This is a genomic window from Methylobacterium tardum (assembly GCF_023546765.1).
Lineage (GTDB): Bacteria > Pseudomonadota > Alphaproteobacteria > Rhizobiales > Beijerinckiaceae > Methylobacterium > Methylobacterium tardum.
The window spans coordinates 361,548-383,039 of record NZ_CP097484.1 but is presented as its reverse complement, the minus strand read 5'-3'; the positions used below and the strand labels follow the sequence as shown (position 1 = coordinate 383,039).

Below are 21,492 nucleotides of genomic sequence, written 5' to 3'. Positions count from 1 at the left end.
GGCAGGCTACCAGCCGCAATTCGGCACCGGCGGCTGCGGTTTCGCCAGGGCCGCCTTCTCGATCTTCACCAGCGGCCCCCAGGCGTATTTCTGCGCGTAGGGCGTCACGTTGGCGAACAGGCAGCCGAGCTGGAAATCGGTCGCGCCCATCTCGCCCGAGAAGCCCATGCAGTCGAGGAACGTCCAGGTCTTGGGCACCGGCGTCATCGACCGCCAGCGCGGCATCGCCACCGGCGAGCAGACCTTCACGGCTCCGGTCCCGTCATCCGCATCGAGCGCGTCGCCGGGACGGGGCTCGACAGCCCAGGCGGAGGCCGTCGCCAGCGCCAGCAGCACCGCGAGGGCGCGGACCGGCATTCTTGCCGGGGTGAAGCCGTATCGGATCATCGGATCAGCGCATCGTCCACCACAGCGCCGCGAGAATCGCGAAGCCGATGAGGTTGTAGAGGATCGCCCAGAGCCAGACACCCAGGATCGCGTGGCTCGGCTGGCGCGGCTTTTGACGGCCGAGGCGCAGCCGGTTTCGATCCTCCGGCGTCGGCCAAATGGCGCTCTTGGGCGCCCGGAGCAGGCGCGTGAGCGTCTCGGGCAAGTGCGGGTCGGGCGAGTGCGGGTCGGGCGGTCGTTCGCCGTTCATGACGGGCTCGCATGCGTCGCCGGACCGACCGGCCGTGGGGCGATCGGGGCTTTCACGCGCCGGGCGGCCCAGTCGCACACAGCCCTGAACCCGCCGGTCAGAGGACCGTTCCGGGGGCTTCCGGATAGTACTGGTAGGCCCAGGTCTCGGAGAGCAGCCGCCCGCCGGCCTTCAGCTGCAGCCGCATCTCGACCGGGTCCGGACCCTCGGCGTAGACCTTGAGGAACACCCGCCAGGGACTGGGCTTGCCGTAGGGCGCCCAGGTGGCGCCGACCTCCTCGGCCTGACCGCGCGTGAGCGTGAGGACCACCTCGGCCTTCTCGGGATCGAGGCCCGCCAGGGCCGCGCCCTCGAATTCGAGCACGAATTGCCGCACGAGATTGGCGCGGCCGGGGCGCCGGTCGACCTCGGCGAGCCAGGATCCCTTGGTCGCCCGCGTCGCCACGCAGCGGGCGAGATCGGTCGCGACCGGCTCCTGCACCGGCCAGCGCAGGCGGTAGGCGAAGCTGCGCGCGCTCCCGGCCTTCGGCGGGTCGTCCGGGACCCACAGGGCGACGATGTTGTCATCGGTCTCCTGATGGGTGGGGATTTCCACCAGCTGCACGCTGCCCGCGCCCCAATCCCCCTGCGGCTCCACCCAGAGGTCCGGCCGGTTCTCCTCGAAGCCGTCGCCGATGTAGTGGTCGAAGGACCGGTCCCGCTGGAGCAGGCCGAAGCCCCGGGGCGACCGGTCCGCGAAGGCGCTGACGCTGAGCCGCGGCGGGTTGTTGAGCGGCCGCCAGATGATCTCGCCGCCGCCGGTCTGCATCAGCAGGCCGTCGGAATCGTGCACCTCCGGCCGCCAGTCGCTGGCGAGGAACCGGCTCATCCCCTCCGAGTACCAGAGCATCGAGGTCAGCGGCGCCATGCCGAACCGCTCGACGGAGCGGCGCATGTAGAGCGTGCAGGCGACGTCGATGACGACGTGCGGCTCCTTGCGGGCGACGAACCGGTAGGCGCCGGTCAGGCTCGGACCTTCGAGCAGGGCCAGCACGGTGACGGCGCCCTCCGCGGCCGGGCTGACGTAGAAGCGGGTGAAGACCGGGAATTCCTCCGTCTTGCCCGGTCCGGGCGCGGTGTCGATGGCGATGCCGCGGGCGGAGGCGCCGTATTGCTGCCCGTCGCCGGCGGCGCGGAAATAGGATGCGCCGAGGAAGGCGAGCCAGTCGGCGTCATCGCCGGGCTGGCCGGCCGGGGCCTTCTGGAACCGGAACCCGGCGAAGCCCGCCCCGTCCGGGACGTCCTTGGCCGGATTGCCGGCCGGGTAGGTGAACAGGTCGTGGCTGTAGAGCACTTCGCGGGCCTGTCCGCCCTCCAGGGCGAAGACCTTCACGGGGTGCCGGAAGAAGTTGCCGAGATGGAAGAAGGTCACCGGATAGGGGCTGTCGGAGAACAACGCCCGGCCGGGCGGGTAGCGGATCTCCTGCAGCGGCCCGTAGGTCAGGGCGTCGAGGGCCTTCGCGGCGGGCGCCTCGGGCGGCGGCGCGTAGGGCCGGTCGCGCAGGCTCCGGGCGAGGTCGTTCAGCCGGTCGAGATCCATGGGCTCGGGCGACGCGAGACGCGGCCCCCCGGCAGCGGCCCGGGCAGTGCCGGGGAACGGCGCGAGGGCCAGGAGCCCGAGGGCGGTCAGGACGCGGCGCGTGATCAAGCGGATGCCTCGGCGATTCGACCTGGGCCTCGCGGCCCGCGTCGCGCTCTAGCCATGCCGGGGCGACGGTGCAATTTCCTCAGGCGCCGCTCAGCTCCGCGGCCCGCACGTGCCCGTGGCACCGGTCGCCGACCAGAGTTCCGCCCCGCCCCCCGGGGCGCACTGTCCGGGCAGCGCCAGCGTGATCAGCTTGGACAGCACGCGCGCCTCGTCCTCCTGGTAGCCGATCTCCCCGACCATGCGGCCGGTCTTGTCGAACAGCGCGACGGTGGCCGAATGCTCCATCGTGTAGTCGCCGTCCTGGGTCGGCACGCGCTTGTAGGCGACATGGTAGGCATCGGCCATGCGGGCGACCTGATCCTTCGTGCCGACGAAGCCGCGGATTCGTGGATCGAACGAGGCCAGGTACTCGCGCAGGGAGTCGGGCGTGTCGCGCTCCGGGTCGAGCGTGACGAAGACCACGTTGAGACGGTCCGCGTCGCGGCCCATCCGGCCGAGGGCGCCGGCCAGCGTGGCGAGCGTCGTCGGGCAGACCTCCGGGCAGTGGGTGAAGCCGAAGAACAGGGCGGTCGGCTTGCCCAGGAGATCGGCCTCGCTCACCGGCCGGCCGTCGAGATCCGCCATGGTGAAGGCGCCCCCGGTCTTGCGCGGATGGCTGAAGCGCGAGCCCTGCTGCAGGACGATCGCCCCCGTGCCGGCGGCGACCATCGCGACGAGACCGGCGGAGGCGATGAGGGCGATCGGGCTCGGTGCCATGCTGTGACCTGCGAGGGCGCATCGTTGCCCGCAATATGGGGTGCGTGTCGATCCCCGCGATGTTCCTGCGGCGTCCCGGCCGCTCGGCCGCGGCCCGGGGAACACGCCCTGGCAAGCCCGGTTGGCAGGATACCGGCGGTGACGGGCATCCCGCGTCGTACGCTGCGGCGCCCTGACGGGACAGGTCTGTGCCCGCACGGATCCCGGTGGGGCTCGGCCCGGCCCGGCCGCACCACGAACAGCTATAGGAGCCCGGTTCAGATGGCCCAGCAGATCCCTGTCGACCCGCAGGCCCGGGCCGATGATCCGCACCGCGACGCCGAGCGAGACGACGCCACCCACGCCATCACCGACGACGTCGCGTATCAGCGTCATGTCCTCGTCAACGTGGTCTTCGTCGGCGAGCCCGGCGCGGGCGACCGTGGCTGGGTGCTGGTCGATGCCGGTGTAATGGGCTCGAAACGGGCGATCGAGGCGGCCGCGCGGGCGCGCTTCGGCGAGGGCGCGCGGCCATCCGCGATCGTGCAGACGCACGGCCATTTCGACCATGTCGGCGTGCTGGAGGATCTGGCCGCGCAGTGGGAGGTCCCGGTCTACGCGCACGCGCTGGAGCGGCCCTATCTCGACGGCAGCGCCGCCTATCCGACGCCCGATCCCAGCGTCGGCGGCGGCCTGCTCGGCCGGCTTTCGCCGCTCTTCCCGACGCAGCCGGTGGATGTGTCGAAAAACCTGAAGGACCTTCCGGAGGACGGGACGGTGCCGCCCCTGCCCGGCTGGCGCTGGATCCACACGCCGGGCCATGCGCCGGGTCACATCTCTCTCTGGCGCGAGGCCGACCGGACGCTGATCGTCGGCGATGCCTTCGTCACGACCGCGCAGGAATCGGTCTACGCGGTGGCGGTCCAGGAGCCCGAGCTGCACGGACCGCCGATGTACCTGACGATCGACTGGGACGCGGCGCGCACCTCCGTACGGACGCTGGCGGCGCTCGATCCGGAGCGGGTCATCACCGGCCACGGGCGGCCGCTCCAGGGACCGGAGATGCGCCGCGCCCTCAAGGCGCTGGCAGACGATTTCGACCGGGTCGCGGTCCCGAAGCACGGGCGCTTCGTGGAGGAACCGCTCCGCGCCGAGGACGGCTCGGCCTACAAGCCGCCGCGGTGATGGCGGGGTGTCTTTCCCCGTCACGCCCGTCCGGGGCGCCGTAGGCGTGTTCAGACCCGCGCGCGGTCGCCAGCCTAACCGCGTCGGCGGGTCTGGATCCCGGGCTCCGCTCCGCGGCCCCGGATGACGGCGTGATCGGCAGCTGGCCGCCTATGAGGCCAGGGCGAGGCCGTCTGTCGGACCGACCGCGTCGCCCCCCGCGCTCAGCACGACGTCCATCTCGGCCTTGGGCATGGCGTGGCCGAAGAGGTAGCCCTGCCCGAAATGGCAGCCTTGATCGGACAGCCAGTCCAGGCTCGCATCCGTCTCGATGCCTTCCGCCGTGGTGGAGAGGCCCAGGCTCGTTCCGAGCTTGATGATGGCGTCGACCAGCTTGGCGCGCTCGTCGCTCATCGTGATCGCGTCGACGTAGCTCCGGTCGATCTTCAGCTTGTCGAACTTCAGCTCGCGCAGGTGATAGAGGCTGGAATAGCCGGTGCCGAAATCGTCGAGCGCGATGCGCACGCCGAGCTGTCGCAGCGACAGGAGGGTGGCGCGCGTCGCCTCCAGATCCTGGATCAGGGCGCTCTCGGTGATCTCCACTTCGAGACGCTGGGGCGGGAATCCGGTCTCGGTGAGGATCGCCAGGATGCGCTGGGCCAGCCACGCGTCCTGGAACTGGTGCGGCGCGATGTTCACCGCGAGAATCAGGTAGGACGGCCACGCGCGGGCATCGAGGCAGGCGCGCCGGATCAGGCTGTAGCTGAGGTCGGCGATCATCCCGGTCTCCTCGGCCACCGGAATGAATTCGGTCGGGCCGACGAGGCCCGGGTCGGATGGCGCCAGCGCGCCAGCACCTCAACGCCCACGATCGTCTTCTCGGGCAGGGAGACCACCGGCTGGTAGTAGGGCTCGATCGCCCCGGTCTCGATGGCGGTGCGCAGCTCCGTCTCGATGCGGGCCCGGGCGCGCAGCTCCTCGTCCATGGTGCTCCGGAAGAAGCGGTAATTGCCGCGGCCGTCCTTCTTGCCCTGGTACATGGCGAGATCGGCCGCGTGAAGCACGGCGTCGGGATCGGCGTGGTTGGCGGCCACGACCGCGACGCCGACGGTGGCGCCGACCTTGAGGTCGTTCTGGTTCCAGGAGACCGGCTCGGAAATGCTGGCGATGACGGCCTGCGCGAGGCGCGTCAGCCCCTCGCTGCCCTGCTCTACTGGCACCAGCATGGCGAACTCGTCGCCGCCGAGCCGGGCCGCGACGCCGCCCGCGGGCAGCTGCTGCTGCAGGCGTTCGGCCACGGCGCAGAGAACCGCATTGCCGGCCGCGTGACCGTAGAGGTCGTTGACCGGCTTGAACCGGTCGAGATCGATCAGCAGGACCGCAGAGGACGGCTCCGCACCCAACGTCGCCTGGGCTCGCGCGACCGCATCGATGAAGCGGCGCCGGTTGGCCAGCCCGGTCAGGCCGTCATGCCGGGCGATGGCCTCCGCCTGCGCGGCCGCCGCGTCGCGCTGCAGCATCAGCCGGCGGAGGAGGATGGATTTGCGGACGCTGGCGCCAAACAGGGCCACGCCCATGCAGGCGGCGAGCATCAGCAGGTCGTTGAGACCGTAGGCGGACATCGCGGCGTTCAGGGAGTCGAACGTTCCAAGCGTGACGCCGACGAACCAGATCCCCGCGCCGATGACGAGCAGGCACAAGGTCTCGTATAGCTCGCCGCGGCCCCATGTGGTCGGCGACTCGTTCGGCATGCTTTGTGTCCGGATTCCAGGACGCGGACAAAGCATGCCAAATGCTAAGAGGCTGTGAACTCCAGGATCACCAAAGTCTCTGCTTCGACTGATGGCTTCGTTATTTTGGTTGATACGGGATTAAGGCAATACTCCACGTCTGCCGAGCCCCGGCTTTGCGAAGGCACAGGGCTCGGCCGACACGTCGGACTAGCCGCCGCCCTGGCCGGAGGTGCCGCCGCCGGCGCTGCCGTTCGGCACGGACCGCTCCGGAAGGTTGGCGTTTCCGCCCGCGGCCGAGTTCGTGGTGATCGTCTCGGCGCCGGTGGCGCCGGGGGCGATGACGATGTCGGCATCGCTCCCGGTCGTGTTCGGCTGGATCTCGGTGATGGCGCCGGTGGTACGCGGGCCGACGAGGCCCGGCCCGGCCGGCACTCCCGTCTGGGCAAGAGCGCTGGCTGGCAGCGTCATGGGCAGCGTCATGGGGAGGAGCACGGCCAACGCCGCGGCTGAGAAGCGCATTTGATGTCTCTGGTTGGGCAATACGCGACTGCGGCTACCGTGACGGCCCGTGAACCGAGGGACAAGCAGCAGGGTATGGTTGGTCAACCAGCTGAAACGGATCCGGTTTCTGTATAAATCCACACGCACGGACGTTTATTGAAGGTGACGAGCCGCCATAAATCTTAGTCTATGTCGATTTCTGGCCTGATCGACCGGCATGAAAACGCTGATCCATTGATCAATTCGGGCCCCTACGTGCCACATACGAGCGCGCGCGGCTGCCGCCGAACACCGCACGAGCCGCCGATTTGAACCGCAGCTTCTCCGGTGCAGTTGAGCGAGTGCTGACATTCTCAACTGGATAGCGAGAGCCCTGCATGAATTCTGGATCAGGTTGCCGCCCCGTCATCGGATCTCCCATCTCGCGTCTTGGCGCGATCCTCACCGCGGCCCTCCTCCTGACCGGGGCCGCCCGGGCCGCCGAGACGATGCCGACCGTCGACCTGACCATGACGGTCGAGAACGGGGTGCCGACCTGCGCCCCGGCCGAGCTGCGCCTGCCGGCTGACACGGATGTCAGCATCAAGGTGCAGAACCGCTCCACGAGCCAGTTCGTCCTCACGGCGCCGCAGATCTTCGAGAACAAGAACGTCCTCCATCACGATGGCGACGTCGTGCACGTGGCGAGCAACGAGGGCTACACCGTCAAGCAGAACGGCAAGGGCGAGATCCGCGTGCGAACGATCGGTGCGGGCCAGTACCCGTTCGGCTGCACCAGCGTGAACGACAAGTCCAAGCCGTTCCGGGGAACCCTGACGCTGACCCCGGCGGCCCGGTAGCCGCGCCGCCTCAGCGCCGCTGGAGCGGGCCGTCCGGCTCCTCCTCGGTGGGCAGCTCGCAGCGATTGTGGATGTCGGTGGCGGCCACGGCGCCGTGCGCCATCGCCACCACCACCTGATCGAGCCCGCGGACCACGCCGCCGGCGGCGTACAGGCCCGGCACGCTCGTGCGGTTGTGCTCGTCGACCGTGAGGGCCCCCGTGCCATCGTGCTCCGCGCCGAGGGCGCGCGCGAGGTCGGAGCGGAGCTTCAGTCCGAGAGCCGAGTACAGCACCTCGAACCGGTGTTCCGCGCCGTCGGCGGTGCGCAGCAGGGTAATCCGGCTGTGCTCGATATCGAGGCCGATGACCGGCGCGTGGACGACCGCGATCCCGTGGTCGCGCGCCCGCTCGCGCGCCGCTTCGTCGAGGTGCAGATCCTGACCCAGGGTCAGCAGCGTCACGTCCTGGGCGTAGGTGCGTGCCACGAACACCGCCTCGCCGAGGCCCCGGTCGCCGTGGCCGATGACGGCGATGCGCTTGCCCCGCGCCTCGTAGCCGTCGCAGATCGGGCAGTAGCGCACCAGCCCGCGCCGGATCGCGTCCGGCAGGTCGGGGAGGTCCGGCTCGACATCCTCGGCGCCGGTGGCGAGGAGAACCCGCCGGGCCTCGATCGTGCGGATGCCGGGTTCCTCCTCCGCCCTGACGGTGGCGCGCAACCCGCCCGGCCGCCGCGCGAGATCCGTGACCAGCCCCGGCAGGATCGTCCCGCCATAGCGGGCGAGGTGCGCGCGCTGCCGCTCGAGGATCTCGGTGCCCGAGATCCCGTCGGCGAAAACCGGGATGTTATGGCTGACCGGGATCCACCCGGTCCGGGACCGGCCCACATCGACCACGAGGCAGCTGCGGCCGAAACGGGCGAGGTAGAGCGCCGCGGTCAGGCCGGCCGGCCCGCCGCCGACGATGAGGCAGTCGAGCAATTGGCCCACCGAGAGCCGGTCCAGCGGCATGGCCCACCCGAACGTTATGACGCATCTCACCGAAGGACCCGTTCGGGCGGCCCTGGGTTCCCCATTCTGCCGTCGCGGCCCGCGCCAAAGCGGGCTGCGCCGCTCCGACGGCGGATCATCCGACCGAGCCGATCCAATGCGTTCCGATGCGTGACACTGCCCTGAACGCGGAGAGCCTCCGCACCTGTCCCCTGCCGATGCCCGAGGCGGGCAGCAAGGAGGCCCGCGGCACCGTTCTGGTTCTGGGCGGCTCGGCGGAGCTGCCGGGGGCCGCCCTGCTCGCCGGAGTCGCGGCCCTGCGTGCGGGGGCCGGCCGGCTCCGCATCGCCACGGTTGCGGATGTGGCGACCGCCATCGGCGTCGCGATCCCCGAGGCGCGCGTTATGGCGCTCGGTGCCACCGAGGCGGGCGAGATCGATCCGGCGGCGCTCGCCGAGCGGCTTCCCGGCCTGACACGGCGCTGCGACGCGATCTTGGTCGGCCCGGGCCTCAGCGCCGGCGCGGCCACGGAGCGGCTGGTCCTGGCGCTTCTGCCCGGCGACGCGCCGACAGGCTTCGTTCTCGATGCCGGTGCTGTCTGCGGACTCGGCGCCCACGCGGAGGCGGTCCGGTCCTGCGGCGGACGGGCGATCATCACCCCGCACGCCGGCGAGATGGCGCGCCTGCTCGAAACGGACCGCGAGACCGTTGAGGCCAATCCGCGGGCGGCGGCGCACCGGGCGGCAGACCGGCTCGCCTGCACGGTGATCATGAAGGGCGCCGAAACCTGGGTGGTGAGCCCGGCCGGTGACACGTGGCTCTATTCCGGCGGTGGCGTCGGCCTTGCAACCTCCGGCTCCGGCGATGCCCTCGCGGGCATCCTGGCGGGGCTCCTGGCCCGTGGCGTGGACAGCCTGACGGCCGCGCTCTGGGGCGTGTTCCTGCATGGCGAGGCCGGCCGGAAGCTCGCCGGCCGGTTCGGGCCCGTCGGCTTCCTCGCGCGGGAGATCGCCGGCGAGGTGCCGCTCCTCCTGCGCGACCTGGCGGACACGACGACGGCGTGAGCCGTTTTTCCAGCCCGCGGCGGAAAGCCCGGGCCGGGCGCGCACTCACGCCGCGCAGGCTGCCATTCCGTTCCGCACCAGCGCCCGGGCCGCCTCGGCGTCGCCGCGGCGGAGCGGCCGGAATTCCCGGCCGGACAGCGCGTTGTACTGCGCGAAGAACGCCTCGACCTCCTCCAGCATGCCCGGACGGAGGTCGCTCAGGGCGTGAACATGCGCATGGGTCGGAGCGTGCTCCGCCACGGCGATCAACCGGTCATTGCGCTCCCAGGTCCCGTCCCGCTCGCGCTGCTCGGCCTCGATCACGCCGACGAGGCGGCCCGCGACGACGCAGCCGGCGACGGCCGGCGCGTCGAGGAGCAGCAGGACGTCCAGCGGATCGCCGTCCTCGCCCTTCGTCGAGGGGATCATCCCGAAATCGTAGGGAAACGACAGCCCCTCCGGCAGGACCTTCTTCAGCAGGAGCGCGCCGAGTTCGGGTTCGAAGCTGTACTTGTTGCGGCTGCCTTTCGGGGTCTCGACAACGATGTTGAGCGCGTCGCCTGTGAAGGCGGACAGGCGGTGCAGCGGCTGAGGATGAGCGGACAACGGGACGACCTCCGGGACGGGGCCCCCGGCCGCGTCACCGGAGGGGAACCCGCCCTCCCCCGGACAGGATCCGGACGCCGAGGCCCTATCGCCCGAGGCGTCAGCCCGCGCGTGGGCGCTCCGGGTCCGGATCGCTCGAGATCGCCCAGGATGCGAGCACGAACGCCATGAAGAACAGGAAGTACTGATTGACCGACAATTCCTCGAACATCATCGACGGGATCAGGAACAGGGCGCTGTAGGTCAGGAACGGACCCGAGACGGCCGGCGCCAGAAGGATGCGCACCAGCCCGGCGATGAGGAGCAGCGCCACGGCGAGGCCGGATTGCAGCGCGAGCGAGACGAAGGCGTTGTGCGGCGTCATGAGACCGGTGAGCGCGCGCAGCTCGTCCCGCCGGGCGATCTCGCCGACCCCAAACGGGTATTCGACCACGAGCTGGAGTGCCGTGACGCCCGACAGGAACCGCTCGTCGAAATTGCCGGCGACGTTGTGGTCTTCGGTGAAGCGCCGCTCGACCGCCTGAGCCAGGGTGCCGGGCAGCGGGAGCTCGCCGGTCAGCGACCAGGCGAGGAGCAGGACGCCCAGCACGCCGAGGGCGGCCAGGACCATCGAGGGCCGAAGATTGCGCCGCATCAGCACGATCAGGATGAAGCCTGGCATGAACAGGCCGGCGCGATTGTTGGTCAGCGGGAAGCTCGCCAGCAGCGCGGCGAAGTACACGAGGTAGATCACCCGCAGGCGGTAGCGCAGGCTCAGAAGCAGAGCGGCGGCGCCGCCGAGCGCGAAGACGTGGCCCGTCTCGTTGCCGGAGATCCAGAGCCCGCCCAGCTTGTCCTGGAAGAAGAGCTTCAACTCCTCGTCGACGCCGTCCAGCGGAACCGCGAGGCCAAAGCGATCCAGCGACGCGCCCGTCGAGGCGAGGAACAGCACCGCCAGGGACGCCAGCATGCCCGCGAGGAGGCCGATGCAGAACGCGTTCTCAATCCGGCGGTCGCGGAACAGCACCAGCAGGATGAACGCCTGAACGACGTAGAGCAGCAGCACGAGGGTTAGGTAGACGTCGCCGCCCTGCTGGTGGGCCTTCAGCACGATGGAGGCGCCGAGGAGCACGACGATGGCGCCGATCGGCGCGATGTTCCGCAAGGCTTCCGCGATCACCGCGCGGCGCAGTCCCAGCCAGGGGATGAGAAGGAACGGCAGGAGGTCGGACAGGCGCTGGAATGGCAGCCCGAAGCTCGAGGTCAGCACGTTGAATTGGAGGGCAACGCCGAGCAGGAAGACGGCCGCGCGGTCGGCAGCGGCGGACAGGGCCGGCGCCTCGTCCCGGATCGGCAACGTCCGTCCCATCATCGTTCCGAACCGTCCGAACGCGCGCCGCCGAAGGCCGGCGCCGGGCAAGGCAGGCGTCTCCGCCCCCCGACCCGACGATCCCGGTCCGGCCGGACGCGGCCCTGCACGCGCAGTCTCGCCCATAAAGGTTGGCGGACCGTGCAGATCAGGCCCTGCGGCGCATGAGGAACCCGAGGGCGCTGTGAACCGTGTCCCGCATGAAGGTCTGGGCCAGCGCCGCGTAGGCGAGGACGCCGATTCCGACGGCCGCGAACAGGCCGAGCCGGTCGCCGAGGGCGGCGTGGATCGGGGCCTGGACCAGCAGGACGAAGCCGGCCATCGCCGCCGCGCAGGCCGTGACCGGCAGGAGCACCCGGGCGAGATGCCGGTTGCTCACCGGCACGAAGCGCCCGGCGCCGACCACGATGGCGGGCGAGAACAGGTAGGCCCGCGCCACATGACCGATCGCCAGCGCCGCGAGGCCGAAGGGGGCTGTCGCGACGGAGGCGAGCGCGCCGAGGCCGAACTGGGCCCCGGCGAGCCGCAGCGCCGTGCCGTTGCGCCCGAGCGCCGTGAAGATCATCCAGAGCATCGAGGTCGCGACGAATTCGGGCGCGAGCAGCGCCAGCATCCGCAGCACCGGGGCGGCCTGGTGCCACTGATCGCCGAACAGGAACGGGATCAGCGTCGGGGCGACGGCTGCCATGCCGAACAGGGCCGGCACCGCCACGAAGGCCGAGGCCGCGGTGAAGCCGTAGAAGGCCGTCGCGAGTTCCGCCGGCCGGTCTTGGAGCCGGGCATAGGTGGTCAGGCCCACCGTGGTCAGGGGGATGACCGCAACCTGGCTGACGAGATCGATGCAGCGCCAGGCGAGGCGCAGATACCCGACATCGGTCGCCGAGAGGAAATACGCGGCGATCACCTCCTGGCTGCGGATCGAGACCACCAGCAGGAGGTAGGTGCAGAACACCCGCGAGCCGAAGGCGATCTGGGCGCGCGCGGCCGCGAGATTCACCCGGCGCGCCGGAATCCAGCGGGACGCCGCCCAGGTCAGGAGCGTCGTCGCCGTGGCGGCCACGAGGCGCTGGACCACGAGGCTCCAGACGCCGTAGCCGGCGAAGGCCAGCGCCAGGGCGACCGCCCCCCCGAGCAGGTTGGAGCCGAGCGCCCGCAGGGCGAGCTTGCGGAAGCCGAAGCTGCGCTGCAGGCGCGCCTCGTGGATAGCGCCCGCGGCGGTGATCACGAAGCAGGCCGAGAGCGCGCACAGGACCGGGCGCAGCTCCGGCAGGTCGAAGATCCAGGCGATCGGCCCCGACAGGGCGATCAGCGCCGCCGCGCACAGGCTGCCCGCCGCGAGCATGACCCAGAAGGCGGTGGCGGCGAAATCCTCGTCGCAATCGGCCCGCTGCACCACCGCGTCCGGCAGCCCGCACCGGGCGACAATCTGCAGGATGTCGATGAACACGGCGGCGATCGCCACCATGCCGAATTCCGCCGGCCCGATGAGACGCGCGAGCACGAGGAACACCCCGAAGCTCAGGACGACATTGCCCACGGAGGCGAGCGCCACCCAGCGGGCGGCGTCGAAGGAGCGGCCGGTCACGTCCGCGCCGGCGCCGAGCCCCGGGACGATCTCGGAGGCGTCGGCGGCCGCCGCGGCCTCGGTAAGGACCGGCGCGCCGGCGCTCACGGGTGGGCTGCCCGGCGCTCGGCGACGAGTTCGGCGTAGAGGTCGAGGTACTTCTCGGCGACGCGCTCGGAGGTCGATTCGCGGATGACGTGCTGGAACGCGCGCTCGTCCGGAAGGTCGCCGCGGCCCCGTGCGATCACCGCCTCCAAGCGCGCGGCGAGTTCGGCATCGTCGCCCGGCGCGAACAGCCAATCGGTGTTGTCCTCGCCGATCAGCTCGGGGATCCCGCCCGAGGCGGCACCGATGACCGGGACACCCATCGTGTAGGCCTCGTAGATCGTCCGCGGGGACGGCTCGGCCCAGAACGACGGCACGGCCAGCACGTCGATCGCGCTCAGGAACTCGGCGGGCTTGGCCCAGCCGACGAACTCGATCGGCAGGCCCTCGGCCTGCGCCTTGAAGCGCGCGATCGAGTCGTCCATCGCGTGGCCGGCCACGAGGCAGCGCCAATTGCCGGGCCCGATCCGGCGGAAGGCGTCGATCAGCGTGCCGACCCCCTTCTCGACGTTGATCCGGCCGAGATAGCCGAAGGTCATCGGCTGCGCCGACCGGTCGATGCGGCGCCGGGCCTCGGCATCGCCGTCCGGGACCGTGCAGGAATAGAAGATCACCCGGCGGCGCTCCGGGGCGAGATGCGTGAACAGGCCGTGATTGACGTGCGTCTTCAGGATCTCGGTCCCGACGCTGACGACCGCATCGACCGAACGGTTGGTGATCTGCTTGCCGGCATTGACCACCTTGCAGCCGAGGTGCCAGCGCTCGCAGGGCTTGCCGTTCTTGAACATCGCGGCGTTGCCGCAGATCAGGTCGTACTCGCAGACCGTGTGGACGATCGGGATTCCGCGCTTGGCGGCCTCGCGCCAGACCAGGGTCGAGACGTCGAGCAGCGAGTGCGTGTTGACGATGTCGGGCCTGAAGTCGTCGAGGACCCGGCCGAACTCGGCCGCGATGGCGAAATTCCACTGCTGCTTGAGCTTCGCCCAGGCACGGCCGAACCGCGTCGCCTTCGGCCAGTCCTCCAGCCAGAAGTCGTTGTGGTGCGCCATCCGGTAGACCGTGACGCCGCCCCGCACGCTCTTGGGCTCCGGCTCCCGGGCGATGCAGGCTGCCGCCACGATGTGGCCGGCTGCCGCCAGCTCCTCGGCGAGGTGCTCCACCGAGCGCTCGGCCCCGCCGACGATGTACGGCGGGTAGAGGGCGCTCAGATGCAGGATCCGGAGCGGCCCGGTGACGGCGCGATGCGCGATGCCATCGCGCGGCGCGCTGTCGACCGAGATGCGGCCGCTGTCGAGCAGGTCACGCGTGTAGGCCGGGGCCAGGGTAGAGGCCGTCATAGGCGGGACTCGCTGAGTTGCGGGCGGCCGAGAGGAGCCGGGACCGTGGCGGATTGGGTGGCGGCGCGGGCGGCGGCGTAGAGGTCGAGGTAGGCGGCCGCCACTTCGGCCGGGTCGGTGCCGGCGCGGATGATCGGCGCGCGCGCCAGACCGTCGGAGAGACGCTCCGGCTCCGCGATGATCCGAGCCATCGCGGCCGCAAGCGCGGAAGCATCGCCGGGCGGGACGAGCCAGGGGCCCGGTCCGATCTGCTCGCCGATGCCGCCGATGGCCGACCCGATCACCGGGACGCCGCGCCCATAGGCCTCCGCCACGGTGCGGCCGAAGGGCTCGGGCCAGATCGGGGGGACCACGAGGCAATCCACCCCGTCGAGGAAGGCGTCGCGCTCCGCGTGACCCAGGAAGGAGACCGGCAGGCCTTCCGTCAGGGCACGGTAGCGGTCGAGCCCGTCCACGGCGCGACCGGCAATGGTGAGGCGCCAGCCCTGTGCCGGCAGCAGCCGGCAGGCCTCGAAGAGAATGTCGGCGCCCTTGCTGGCCTCGATGCGCCCCAGGAAGCCGAAGGTGACCGGCGCACCGGGCGTCCGGGGTCGCCGGTTCGCGCGTGCGCCCGGCTCGATCGGGTTCCAGATCACCCGCTGGAGATCCGCCGGGACCGCGTCGAAGAAGCCGGCGGCGCGATGGCGGGCCAGCAGATCCGCGCCGACGGCCGCGATAGCCGAGACCGCGCGCTGGCACCGGCGGTGCGGCTCCGCGTAGAGCCGGCACTTGAGGTGCTGGCCCGCGCAGGCCTGGCCGTGGCGCGTCATCGCGCCGTTGGTGCAGAGGCTGGTGAAGTCGTGCAGCGTGTGCACCACCGGCACGCCGAGCCGTCGGAGCAGCGGCCAGACCGCCGGGGGCAGTTCCGAGAGCGAGTGGGTGTTCACCAGATCGGGCTCGAAATCCCGCACGGTTCGGCTGAGCTGGACGAGGCTGTGCCGGTTCCACTGCGCGGCGAGCTTGTAGCGGATCCGGTCGAGGCGCCCGCGCTGCGGCCAGTCGAGGATGTGGAACGGCGTCCCGTATCCCATTCGGTAGACCGCGACGCCGTCCTGATGGACCGGCGCCTCGACCTGCCGCGATGCGCAGGCGACCGCCACGGCGTGGCCGAGACCGGCCTGCGTGCGGGCGAGCGTCTCGACCATCAGCTCGGCGCCGCCGACCTGCTCGGGCGGGTAGAGCGAGCTAAGGTGCAGGATGCGCATGCGGCACCTCCCGGGCGGGCGTCGCGCGGCCGGCCTCCGCCAGGGCGTCGAGGAGCACGGCCTCGTAGCGCCGGGCGGTCTCGGCCCAGCTGTAGAGCCGGACATTGTCGTGCCCGCGCGCGATCAGCGCGTCGCGCAGGCCGGGCTCGTCGAGCAGGCGGCGCAGGCATCGGGTGAGCGCCGCCGGATCGGCCGGGTCGAAGGTCAGCGCACCCGCGCCCGCGATCTCCGGGGTCGCCGACCGGTCGGAGCAGATCACCGGGCAGCCGAGCGCTTGCGCCTCCAGGACCGGCAGGCAGAAGCCCTCCGCGAAGGACGGCACGCACAGGCAGAGGGCGTCCCGGTAAAGGGCGGCCAGCCGGCCCTCGCCGATCCGGGACAGGCGCGTCAGCGGCACCGGGGCGCCCGCCAGCGCGGCGGCGATCGTCTCGTCCGGGTCCTCTCCGACATGGACGATGCGGATGTCCGAGCGCCCGAGCGCCGCCACGGCCCGGGCCAGGGTCGCGAAGTTCTTGTTGTAGAGCGCGTTCCCGACCGCCAGCACATACGGTCCCGCGGGGATCCCGGTGGCCGCATCCACGTTCGCCGGGTCGAGCATCGGCGCGGAGGGCACGGTGTCGGTCCGACCGGCGAGCGACGGGTAGCAGCGCCCGAGGTCGCGCCGGGTCGTCTCCGAGACGGCGATCACCCGGGCGCTGTTGCCGAGGACGAGGCGGAAGATCGGATCGGTCGTGAGCGCCTCGCGCGAGCCGATCCGTTCGGGCATCGTGCGGAAGTAGAGATCGTGGACGACGCTGACCCGCGCCCGCGCGCCGAACGCGGCCCCGTAGGGATCGGCGTTGAGCACCACGTCGATGCCGTGGGCGCGGCAGAGCGCCGGAACCGTGACGGCCTGCCGCAGGACTTCGAGCAGCATGATCCGCGGGCGCGGCACCGTGACGATTGCGATCCGATCCCGGATCGCCGGGGGTAGCTGGTCGCGGCTCCAGGGCGAACGAAGCACGATATCGAAGCTGCCGCGCGCGATGAGCCCGGCAATGACCCGGAAGGCGACGAGGGCGACGCCCGACGGCCGGCCGGCGAATTGGCTGGGCATGTTCACGAGGACGCGCGGCATGGCGGCTCTGGCGGCTCGATCGTGAGAGGAGGATGGCCCGCCCGTCAGGGTCGGCCAGAAACCTGAAGAATCAGCGTCGCGAGATCGCGCTGCATGGCGGCGGCCCCGTAGTGAGACAGCGCCCGCGCGCGGGCCAGGCGGGTGCGCGCGACGACGGCATCCGGATCGGCGAACAGGTCGGCGAGGGCCGCGGCGAGGCGATCGGGCCGCCGGGGCGGGACGAGGATGCCGGCCGCGCCGTCGTCCAGGATCTCCGCAGAGGCGCCCGCATCGGTGGCGATCACCGGGACGCCGGCGAGCATCGCCTCGACGAGGGTCCGGCCGAACGGCTCGGGATCCACCGACGGGTGCACGACCGCGTCGACCGCCTGCATCAGGCGGGGCACGTCGGCCCGCTGGCCGAGGAACAGCACGCGGTGCGCGAGGCCCCGCGCCGCGACGCGGGCGCGCAGATCCGCCGCGTAGGCGTCCTCGCCGAACAGAGCGGCGCCCACGACGATGCAGCGGACATCCGGGAGCGCCGCCAGGGCGTCGATGACGACATCCTGCCCCTTCCAGGGCGCGAGACGGCTGAACACGCCGACGAGCGGTCCCGCGGGCAGGCCGAGTTCCGCGCGCAGCGCGGTCTGCGGCCGCGGGTCCAGGTCGAGATCGAGGCCGTTCGGCACGACCGTGATCCGGGACGGTCGCCCGCCGGCGCGGACGAAGGCGTCCGCCGCGGCGCGGGACGGGACAACGACCCGGGCCGCGCAGGCATTGGCGAGGCGCACCTGCACGGCCCGCTGGACCCGGCCGAAATGGGCGCCGTCGAGGATGTCGTGCAGGTGCCAGATCAGCGGTCGCCCGGCCAAGCGCGCGGGCAGCGCCGAGAGCAGGAAGGCCTTCTGCGAGTTGGCGTAGACCACGTCGCAGTCGCGGGCCGCGCCGAAGATCTCGACCGCGATGGCCGCCAGCCGCTTCAGCACGGGCAGCGCCCGCATCGGAGACGCGTCGCGCCGAAGTCCCGAGAGCCCGGCCCCGCGACGCGCGACCCGCGTCTCGAGACCCAGCCCGCGCAGGGCCTCACCCAGCGCGCCGTCCTCGAACAGGAACGCCCTGGCGTCCGTCCAGGGGCGCACGGCGTCGCGCAGCACGAGTTCCGCCCCCGACATCGTGCCGGTGTGGCTCACGAACAGGACCCGCGGGCGGGCGCTGCGTCCGGGCTCGGCCAATCGCGCGCCGGGCGCGATGCCGTGCTCCGAGAGCCCGTCCGCGGGACAGGCGCCGGTCATCGGGCGGCCCCAGCGTGGCGGGATTGCGGAAGCGGCATCGCGTCGTAGGTCATCTGCCGGCCGGAATTGACCATCGTCATGGCGATGCCGAGCACGTGCCCGCCGGCCTGGCGCAGGTTCGCCACGGTCTCGACGGTGTCGGACAGCTGCGAATGGCCGTAGCGGGTGCAGCAGAGCACGCCGTCCACGTGACGGGCCAGCATCGCGGCGTCCATCAGCAGGCTGGTCGGCGGCGTGTCGAGGAGGACGAGGTCGTAGCGACGGCTCCAGCGCAGGAAGTCGGTCATCCGGGCGCTCATCAGCAGCTCGGTCGAATCCGGGGTGGGCGTGCCGGCCGGGATGACGTCGAAGGCACCCGCCGAGACGACGGCCTCGGCCGGGCCGATCTCACCGCGCAGGATCCCGCCCAGGCCCGGCCCGCGTCCGAGCCCGAGCGACGCCTCGAAGTTCGGCCGGCGCAGGTCGCACTCGACCACCAGCACCCGGCGCCCGCTGGTCGAGCCGATGCCCGCCAGGGCGAACGCCGTGAACGACTTGCCCTCGCGCGGCTTCGGCGAGGTCACGAGGACGACCCGGGATTGGCCGCCGCCGGCCAGCATCAGGTGCGCGTGCAGGTTGCGCAGGACGTTCTGCATCACCGGGTCGACGCGCGCCCGGTCCAGGGCCTCGGCGAGCTGGAGTTCCCGGTGCCGGTCGGAGAATCGGCCGACGAGGCCCGGGGCTTCCAGGTACGGCAGCTGGGCGAAGACCGGAGCGCCGGTGCCGGCCAGGAGCTGGGACGGGGTGCGGACCCGCTGGTCGGTCGAGTCGCGCAGCAGCGCCGCGGCGGCCGCCAGGACGCCTGCGAGCACGATGCCGCCCGCCACGAACGGCACGGTCTTGGGCGAGGACGGCTCCTGAGGCAGTTCGGCGAGGCTGACCAGCCGCGTGCTTCCCGTGAGGATGCGCCGCTCGGTCTCCAACTCGCCCGCCCGCTTCACCAGATCGGCGTAGCGGGTGCGCTTGATCTCCGCATTGCGCACCATGCCCTCGATCGAGGCCTCGTCGTCCATGGCGGCCGCGGCCTCGGTCTTGGCGGTCTCCAGCTGGGCGCGCAGCGACTTGGCGAGGGCGTTCGACGCTTCGTAGGACTTGCGCAGGCCCCGCGCGACGTTGGCGATCTCCTGCTCGATGCGCTCGCGCAGGCTCGACTGCTCGGTCACGAGCGCCCGGATCGCCGGATGGCTCGCGCCGAGGAGCGTGCTCTGATTGGACAGCTGCGCGCTGACGGTGCTGAGTTGCTGCTTCAGAGCAATCACGGTCTGGCTGGCCAGGACCGCTGGGGCGCTCTCGGCGCCGCGTCCCCCGCGGCTCTCGATCTCGCCGAGACGCGCGGCCGCGTCGGCCTTGGCGGCTTCGGCGGCGTTGAGCTGCTGGCTGATGCTGGTGAGCCGCTCGGCGCTGATCGGGGCACTCGACCCCTTCAGCAGCCCCTTGCGACGCCGATAGGTCTGGATCCGCGTCTCGTCGGCGCGGATCGATTCGTCGAGCTGCGTGATCTCGGTGTGCAGCCAGTCCGAAGCGGCCTTGCGGCTCGAGGCCTGCGCCTCGCGCTGATCCTCGAGGAACGCGTTGATGAGCGCGTTGGCCATCGTCTGCGCCACTTCGGGCAGGGGCGACCGGTACGCGATGGTGATGATGCGCGAGCGGCCGGAGCTTGCGACCGTGAAGCGCTTGAGCAGGTACTCGGCGAGGGCGTCGTGATTGCTCGTCAGCTTCGTGCACGCGGCCTGCTTCGTCTCCGAGATCTCCTCCGGCTGACCGCGCGTGGCGGCGAAGCGGCACTCGGCCATCACCGATGCGGCCAGGCCGCTGTCGATCGCGAGCCTCAGCAGCCGCGGCGAGCGGATCACCTGGATCTGGCTCTCGATGTCGGCCGGATCGCCGAGCTTCTGGATCCAGGCCATCGAGGCGTTGTGGGCGCCGGGCTCGGCTTCCGCCACGATCACCGAGCCGGTGGCGACGTATTGCGGCTGGATGATCATCAGGGCGGTCGCCGCCAGGGCGACGACGAGGGTGAACACCGTCGCGAATAGGGTGCGGCGACGCCAGATTCGCGTCAGGGGGGCGGCGAGCGGACCGCGGCGCTCCGGCCCGAGGGCGGGGGCGGAGGTGCGGGCCGGAACCCGATCCGCCAGATCGACAGTCAGGAACGACATCGGCGCTGCCCTCAGCCCACGGCTTCGAGGCGCGGCAGAACGCGCGGACGCGTTTCGCAGGAGGCCCGGTGGAGCGCCATCTGCTCGTCGACGAAGGTCGAGAACCGCATCCGGAACAGATCGGCCGAGAAGAGTTCGGCCTGAGCGCGGCATGCCTCGCGGCTGAAGTGGCTCTCCTGCTGGAGAAAGCCGCGCACGCAGTCCGCGATGGCTTGCGGTTCGGGCGTCTCGAAGAACATCCCGGTGCGATGGGGGCCGCGCACCTGCACCGTCTCTCGGGCACCGCCCCGGCCGAGCGCGAGGACCGGCGTGCCCTCGGCGGAGGCTTCGAGCACGATGATCCCGAAATCCTCCTCCGCCGCAAAGATGAAGGCGCGGGCCGTGGCCATCAGATGGCGCAGCTCGTCGTCGGCGACGAAGCCCGAGAAGGAGACGTTGGGACCGGCGATCTCCCGCAGATGCGCGGCATCCGGACCGGTGCCGGCGACGACCAGCTCGAGGTCGGGCAGCATCGCGAAGGCGCGGACCACCGCCTCGACGTTCTTGTAGGGGACGAGGCGGCTCGCGACGAGGAAGTGGTTTCCGCGCGGCCCCTCGAAGCGCTGGCGCGACAGGGTGATGGGCGGGTGGATCACCTCGGCCGAGCGGCCATAAACCTTCTGGATGCGCCGCGCCACGAAGGCTGAATTCGCCACGATGGCGTTCGGGCCGGCCGCCGTGCGGACGTCCCACACGCGCATCTGGTGCAGGATCAGGCGGGCGATCACGCTCTTGATGCCGGCATCGCAGCCGCTTTCCCGCAGATAGGTGTGCTGCAGGTCCCAGGCATAGCGCATCGGCGAGTGGACATAGGAGATGTGAAGCTGATCCGGCCCGGTCAGGACGCCTTTCGCCACCGCGTAGCTGCTCGAGATCACGAGGTCGTAGCCGGCCAGATCGAACTGCTCGATGGCGAGCGGCATCAGCGGCAGGTAGTTGCGATGCCGGGTCCGCGCGAAGGGCATGCGCTGGATGAAGCTGGTCCGCGCCTGCTCGTAGCCGAGCCGTGCCCGATCCTCCTCCGGCAGGAAATCGAACAGCGCGTAGACGTCCGCACCGGGGTAGATTTTCAGCAGTTGCTCGAGGACGCGCTCTGCGCCTCCGACGACATAGAGCCAGTCGTGAACAATCGCGACACGCATCGCAGCTTCCTCGTGGATATGCCGGACGCTGGAAGAAGCGGTTCCGTCCCGGAGTCCAAGACCGGTCGATGTCTCTGGCCGGTCTGCATACAGAGACTAGGGATGGAGGCGCTAAAAAAGAAGTCAACGGCGGCTTGAATTCTGCAGATCCATGTCAATCGGGTCAGAAAGCGCGATGGTAGTGTTAATTTAAGCGTTGGATTAAGGTTAAATTT

18 protein-coding genes and 1 pseudogene are annotated in these 21,492 nt (G+C 71.0%); 3 read left to right on the top strand and 16 right to left on the bottom strand.

Annotation, left to right across the window (positions count from 1 at the left end):
* Nucleotides 1-6: 6 nt before the first annotated feature.
* From M6G65_RS01880 to M6G65_RS01865, 4 genes are all read right to left on the bottom strand, one after another.
* Nucleotides 7-387, bottom strand: a complete 381-nt coding sequence (locus tag M6G65_RS01880) for a hypothetical protein (protein ID WP_238198184.1) — start codon at nt 385-387, stop codon at nt 7-9.
* A gap of 4 nt (nt 388-391) precedes the next feature.
* Nucleotides 392-637: a hypothetical protein gene (locus M6G65_RS01875; RefSeq protein WP_238198186.1), complete on the bottom strand. Its 246-nt coding sequence runs from the start codon at nt 635-637 to the stop codon at nt 392-394.
* 97 nt (nt 638-734) lie between these two features.
* Nucleotides 735-2,324 carry an OpgD/OpgG family glucan biosynthesis protein gene (locus M6G65_RS01870; RefSeq protein ID WP_250103493.1) on the bottom strand — a complete coding sequence of 530 codons (1,590 nt, stop codon included), beginning with the start codon at nt 2,322-2,324 and terminating at the stop codon, nt 735-737.
* Between the two features lie 90 nt (nt 2,325-2,414).
* Nucleotides 2,415-3,080, bottom strand: a complete 666-nt coding sequence (locus M6G65_RS01865; RefSeq protein ID WP_250103492.1) for an SCO family protein — start codon at nt 3,078-3,080, stop codon at nt 2,415-2,417.
* Between the two features lie 261 nt (nt 3,081-3,341).
* Between M6G65_RS01865 and M6G65_RS01860 the strand changes: the two genes are divergently transcribed.
* Nucleotides 3,342-4,244 (top strand): MBL fold metallo-hydrolase, encoded by a 903-nt coding sequence (locus M6G65_RS01860; RefSeq protein WP_238198192.1) that lies wholly within the window; start codon nt 3,342-3,344, stop codon nt 4,242-4,244.
* Nucleotides 4,245-4,394: 150 nt separating this feature from the next.
* Here M6G65_RS01860 and M6G65_RS01855 read toward each other — a convergent pair.
* Together M6G65_RS01855 and M6G65_RS01850 are read right to left on the bottom strand one after the other, a co-directional pair.
* A pseudogene (locus tag M6G65_RS01855) lies at nt 4,395-5,743 on the bottom strand (putative bifunctional diguanylate cyclase/phosphodiesterase).
* Nucleotides 5,744-6,163: 420 nt separating this feature from the next.
* Nucleotides 6,164-6,436, bottom strand: coding sequence for a hypothetical protein (locus M6G65_RS01850; RefSeq protein WP_238198358.1), 273 nt, complete (start codon nt 6,434-6,436; stop codon nt 6,164-6,166).
* Between the two features lie 398 nt (nt 6,437-6,834).
* Between M6G65_RS01850 and M6G65_RS01845 the strand changes: the two genes are divergently transcribed.
* Nucleotides 6,835-7,296, top strand: coding sequence for a cupredoxin domain-containing protein (locus tag M6G65_RS01845; protein WP_238198197.1), 462 nt, complete (start codon nt 6,835-6,837; stop codon nt 7,294-7,296).
* Nucleotides 7,297-7,306: 10 nt separating this feature from the next.
* Here the strand turns inward: M6G65_RS01845 and M6G65_RS01840 are convergent, their stop codons facing one another.
* Complete coding sequence (locus tag M6G65_RS01840; RefSeq protein ID WP_238198198.1) at nt 7,307-8,284, bottom strand: NAD(P)/FAD-dependent oxidoreductase; 978 nt, start codon at nt 8,282-8,284, stop codon at nt 7,307-7,309.
* Nucleotides 8,285-8,430: 146 nt separating this feature from the next.
* On the opposite strand from M6G65_RS01840, the gene M6G65_RS01835 reads away from it, so the two are divergent.
* The gene (locus M6G65_RS01835; RefSeq protein WP_238198200.1) at nt 8,431-9,327 is read left to right on the top strand and encodes an NAD(P)H-hydrate dehydratase; all 897 of its coding nucleotides are present in this window, start codon (nt 8,431-8,433) and stop codon (nt 9,325-9,327) included.
* Between the two features lie 45 nt (nt 9,328-9,372).
* On the opposite strand, the gene M6G65_RS01830 is transcribed toward M6G65_RS01835, so the two are convergent.
* From M6G65_RS01830 to M6G65_RS01790, 9 genes are all read right to left on the bottom strand, one after another.
* A complete protein-coding gene (locus M6G65_RS01830; protein WP_238198202.1) occupies nt 9,373-9,912 on the bottom strand; it encodes an inorganic diphosphatase in 540 nt (179 codons plus the stop codon).
* 100 nt (nt 9,913-10,012) lie between these two features.
* Entirely contained in the window at nt 10,013-11,263 is a 1,251-nt protein-coding gene (locus M6G65_RS01825) for an O-antigen ligase family protein (RefSeq protein ID WP_238198204.1), read from the bottom strand.
* 145 nt (nt 11,264-11,408) lie between these two features.
* A complete protein-coding gene (locus M6G65_RS01820; RefSeq protein WP_238198205.1) occupies nt 11,409-12,932 on the bottom strand; it encodes a lipopolysaccharide biosynthesis protein in 1,524 nt (507 codons plus the stop codon).
* The gene (locus tag M6G65_RS01815) at nt 12,929-14,266 is read right to left on the bottom strand and encodes a glycosyltransferase family 4 protein (RefSeq protein WP_238198207.1); all 1,338 of its coding nucleotides are present in this window, start codon (nt 14,264-14,266) and stop codon (nt 12,929-12,931) included. Before M6G65_RS01815 ends, M6G65_RS01820 begins: the two co-directional genes overlap by 4 nt.
* The gene (locus tag M6G65_RS01810) at nt 14,263-15,510 is read right to left on the bottom strand and encodes a glycosyltransferase family 4 protein (RefSeq protein ID WP_238198209.1); all 1,248 of its coding nucleotides are present in this window, start codon (nt 15,508-15,510) and stop codon (nt 14,263-14,265) included. The genes M6G65_RS01815 and M6G65_RS01810 overlap by 4 nt, the downstream gene beginning before the upstream one ends.
* Entirely contained in the window at nt 15,491-16,627 is a 1,137-nt protein-coding gene (locus M6G65_RS01805) for a glycosyltransferase family 4 protein (RefSeq protein WP_238198211.1), read from the bottom strand. The genes M6G65_RS01810 and M6G65_RS01805 overlap by 20 nt, the downstream gene beginning before the upstream one ends.
* A gap of 44 nt (nt 16,628-16,671) precedes the next feature.
* Entirely contained in the window at nt 16,672-17,898 is a 1,227-nt protein-coding gene (locus M6G65_RS01800) for a glycosyltransferase (protein ID WP_238198214.1), read from the bottom strand.
* Entirely contained in the window at nt 17,895-20,096 is a 2,202-nt protein-coding gene (locus M6G65_RS01795) for a GumC family protein (RefSeq protein WP_250103491.1), read from the bottom strand. Before M6G65_RS01795 ends, M6G65_RS01800 begins: the two co-directional genes overlap by 4 nt.
* Before the next feature lie 11 nt (nt 20,097-20,107).
* Nucleotides 20,108-21,277 (bottom strand): glycosyltransferase, encoded by a 1,170-nt coding sequence (locus M6G65_RS01790; protein WP_238198218.1) that lies wholly within the window; start codon nt 21,275-21,277, stop codon nt 20,108-20,110.
* Nucleotides 21,278-21,492 lie beyond the last annotated feature (215 nt).

What these genes read in the sequence shown, in the direction of transcription:
- M6G65_RS01880 (WP_238198184.1), bottom strand. Translation starts at nt 387, where the DNA reads ATGATCCGATACGGCTTCACCCCGGCAAGAATGCCGGTCCGCGCCCTC.
- M6G65_RS01875 (WP_238198186.1), bottom strand. Translation starts at nt 637, where the DNA reads ATGAACGGCGAACGACCGCCCGACCCGCACTCGCCCGACCCGCACTTG.
- M6G65_RS01865 (WP_250103492.1), bottom strand. Translation starts at nt 3,080, where the DNA reads ATGGCACCGAGCCCGATCGCCCTCATCGCCTCCGCCGGTCTCGTCGCG.
- M6G65_RS01860 (WP_238198192.1), top strand. Translation starts at nt 3,342, where the DNA reads ATGGCCCAGCAGATCCCTGTCGACCCGCAGGCCCGGGCCGATGATCCG.
- M6G65_RS01850 (WP_238198358.1), bottom strand. Translation starts at nt 6,436, where the DNA reads ATGACGCTGCCCATGACGCTGCCAGCCAGCGCTCTTGCCCAGACGGGA.
- M6G65_RS01845 (WP_238198197.1), top strand. Translation starts at nt 6,835, where the DNA reads ATGAATTCTGGATCAGGTTGCCGCCCCGTCATCGGATCTCCCATCTCG.
- M6G65_RS01840 (WP_238198198.1), bottom strand. Translation starts at nt 8,284, where the DNA reads ATGCCGCTGGACCGGCTCTCGGTGGGCCAATTGCTCGACTGCCTCATC.
- M6G65_RS01835 (WP_238198200.1), top strand. Translation starts at nt 8,431, where the DNA reads ATGCGTGACACTGCCCTGAACGCGGAGAGCCTCCGCACCTGTCCCCTG.
- M6G65_RS01825 (WP_238198204.1), bottom strand. Translation starts at nt 11,263, where the DNA reads ATGATGGGACGGACGTTGCCGATCCGGGACGAGGCGCCGGCCCTGTCC.
- M6G65_RS01815 (WP_238198207.1), bottom strand. Translation starts at nt 14,266, where the DNA reads ATGACGGCCTCTACCCTGGCCCCGGCCTACACGCGTGACCTGCTCGAC.
- M6G65_RS01810 (WP_238198209.1), bottom strand. Translation starts at nt 15,510, where the DNA reads ATGCGCATCCTGCACCTTAGCTCGCTCTACCCGCCCGAGCAGGTCGGC.
- M6G65_RS01805 (WP_238198211.1), bottom strand. Translation starts at nt 16,627, where the DNA reads ATGCCGCGCGTCCTCGTGAACATGCCCAGCCAATTCGCCGGCCGGCCG.
- M6G65_RS01800 (WP_238198214.1), bottom strand. Translation starts at nt 17,898, where the DNA reads ATGACCGGCGCCTGTCCCGCGGACGGGCTCTCGGAGCACGGCATCGCG.
- M6G65_RS01795 (WP_250103491.1), bottom strand. Translation starts at nt 20,096, where the DNA reads ATGTCGTTCCTGACTGTCGATCTGGCGGATCGGGTTCCGGCCCGCACC.
- M6G65_RS01790 (WP_238198218.1), bottom strand. Translation starts at nt 21,277, where the DNA reads ATGCGTGTCGCGATTGTTCACGACTGGCTCTATGTCGTCGGAGGCGCA.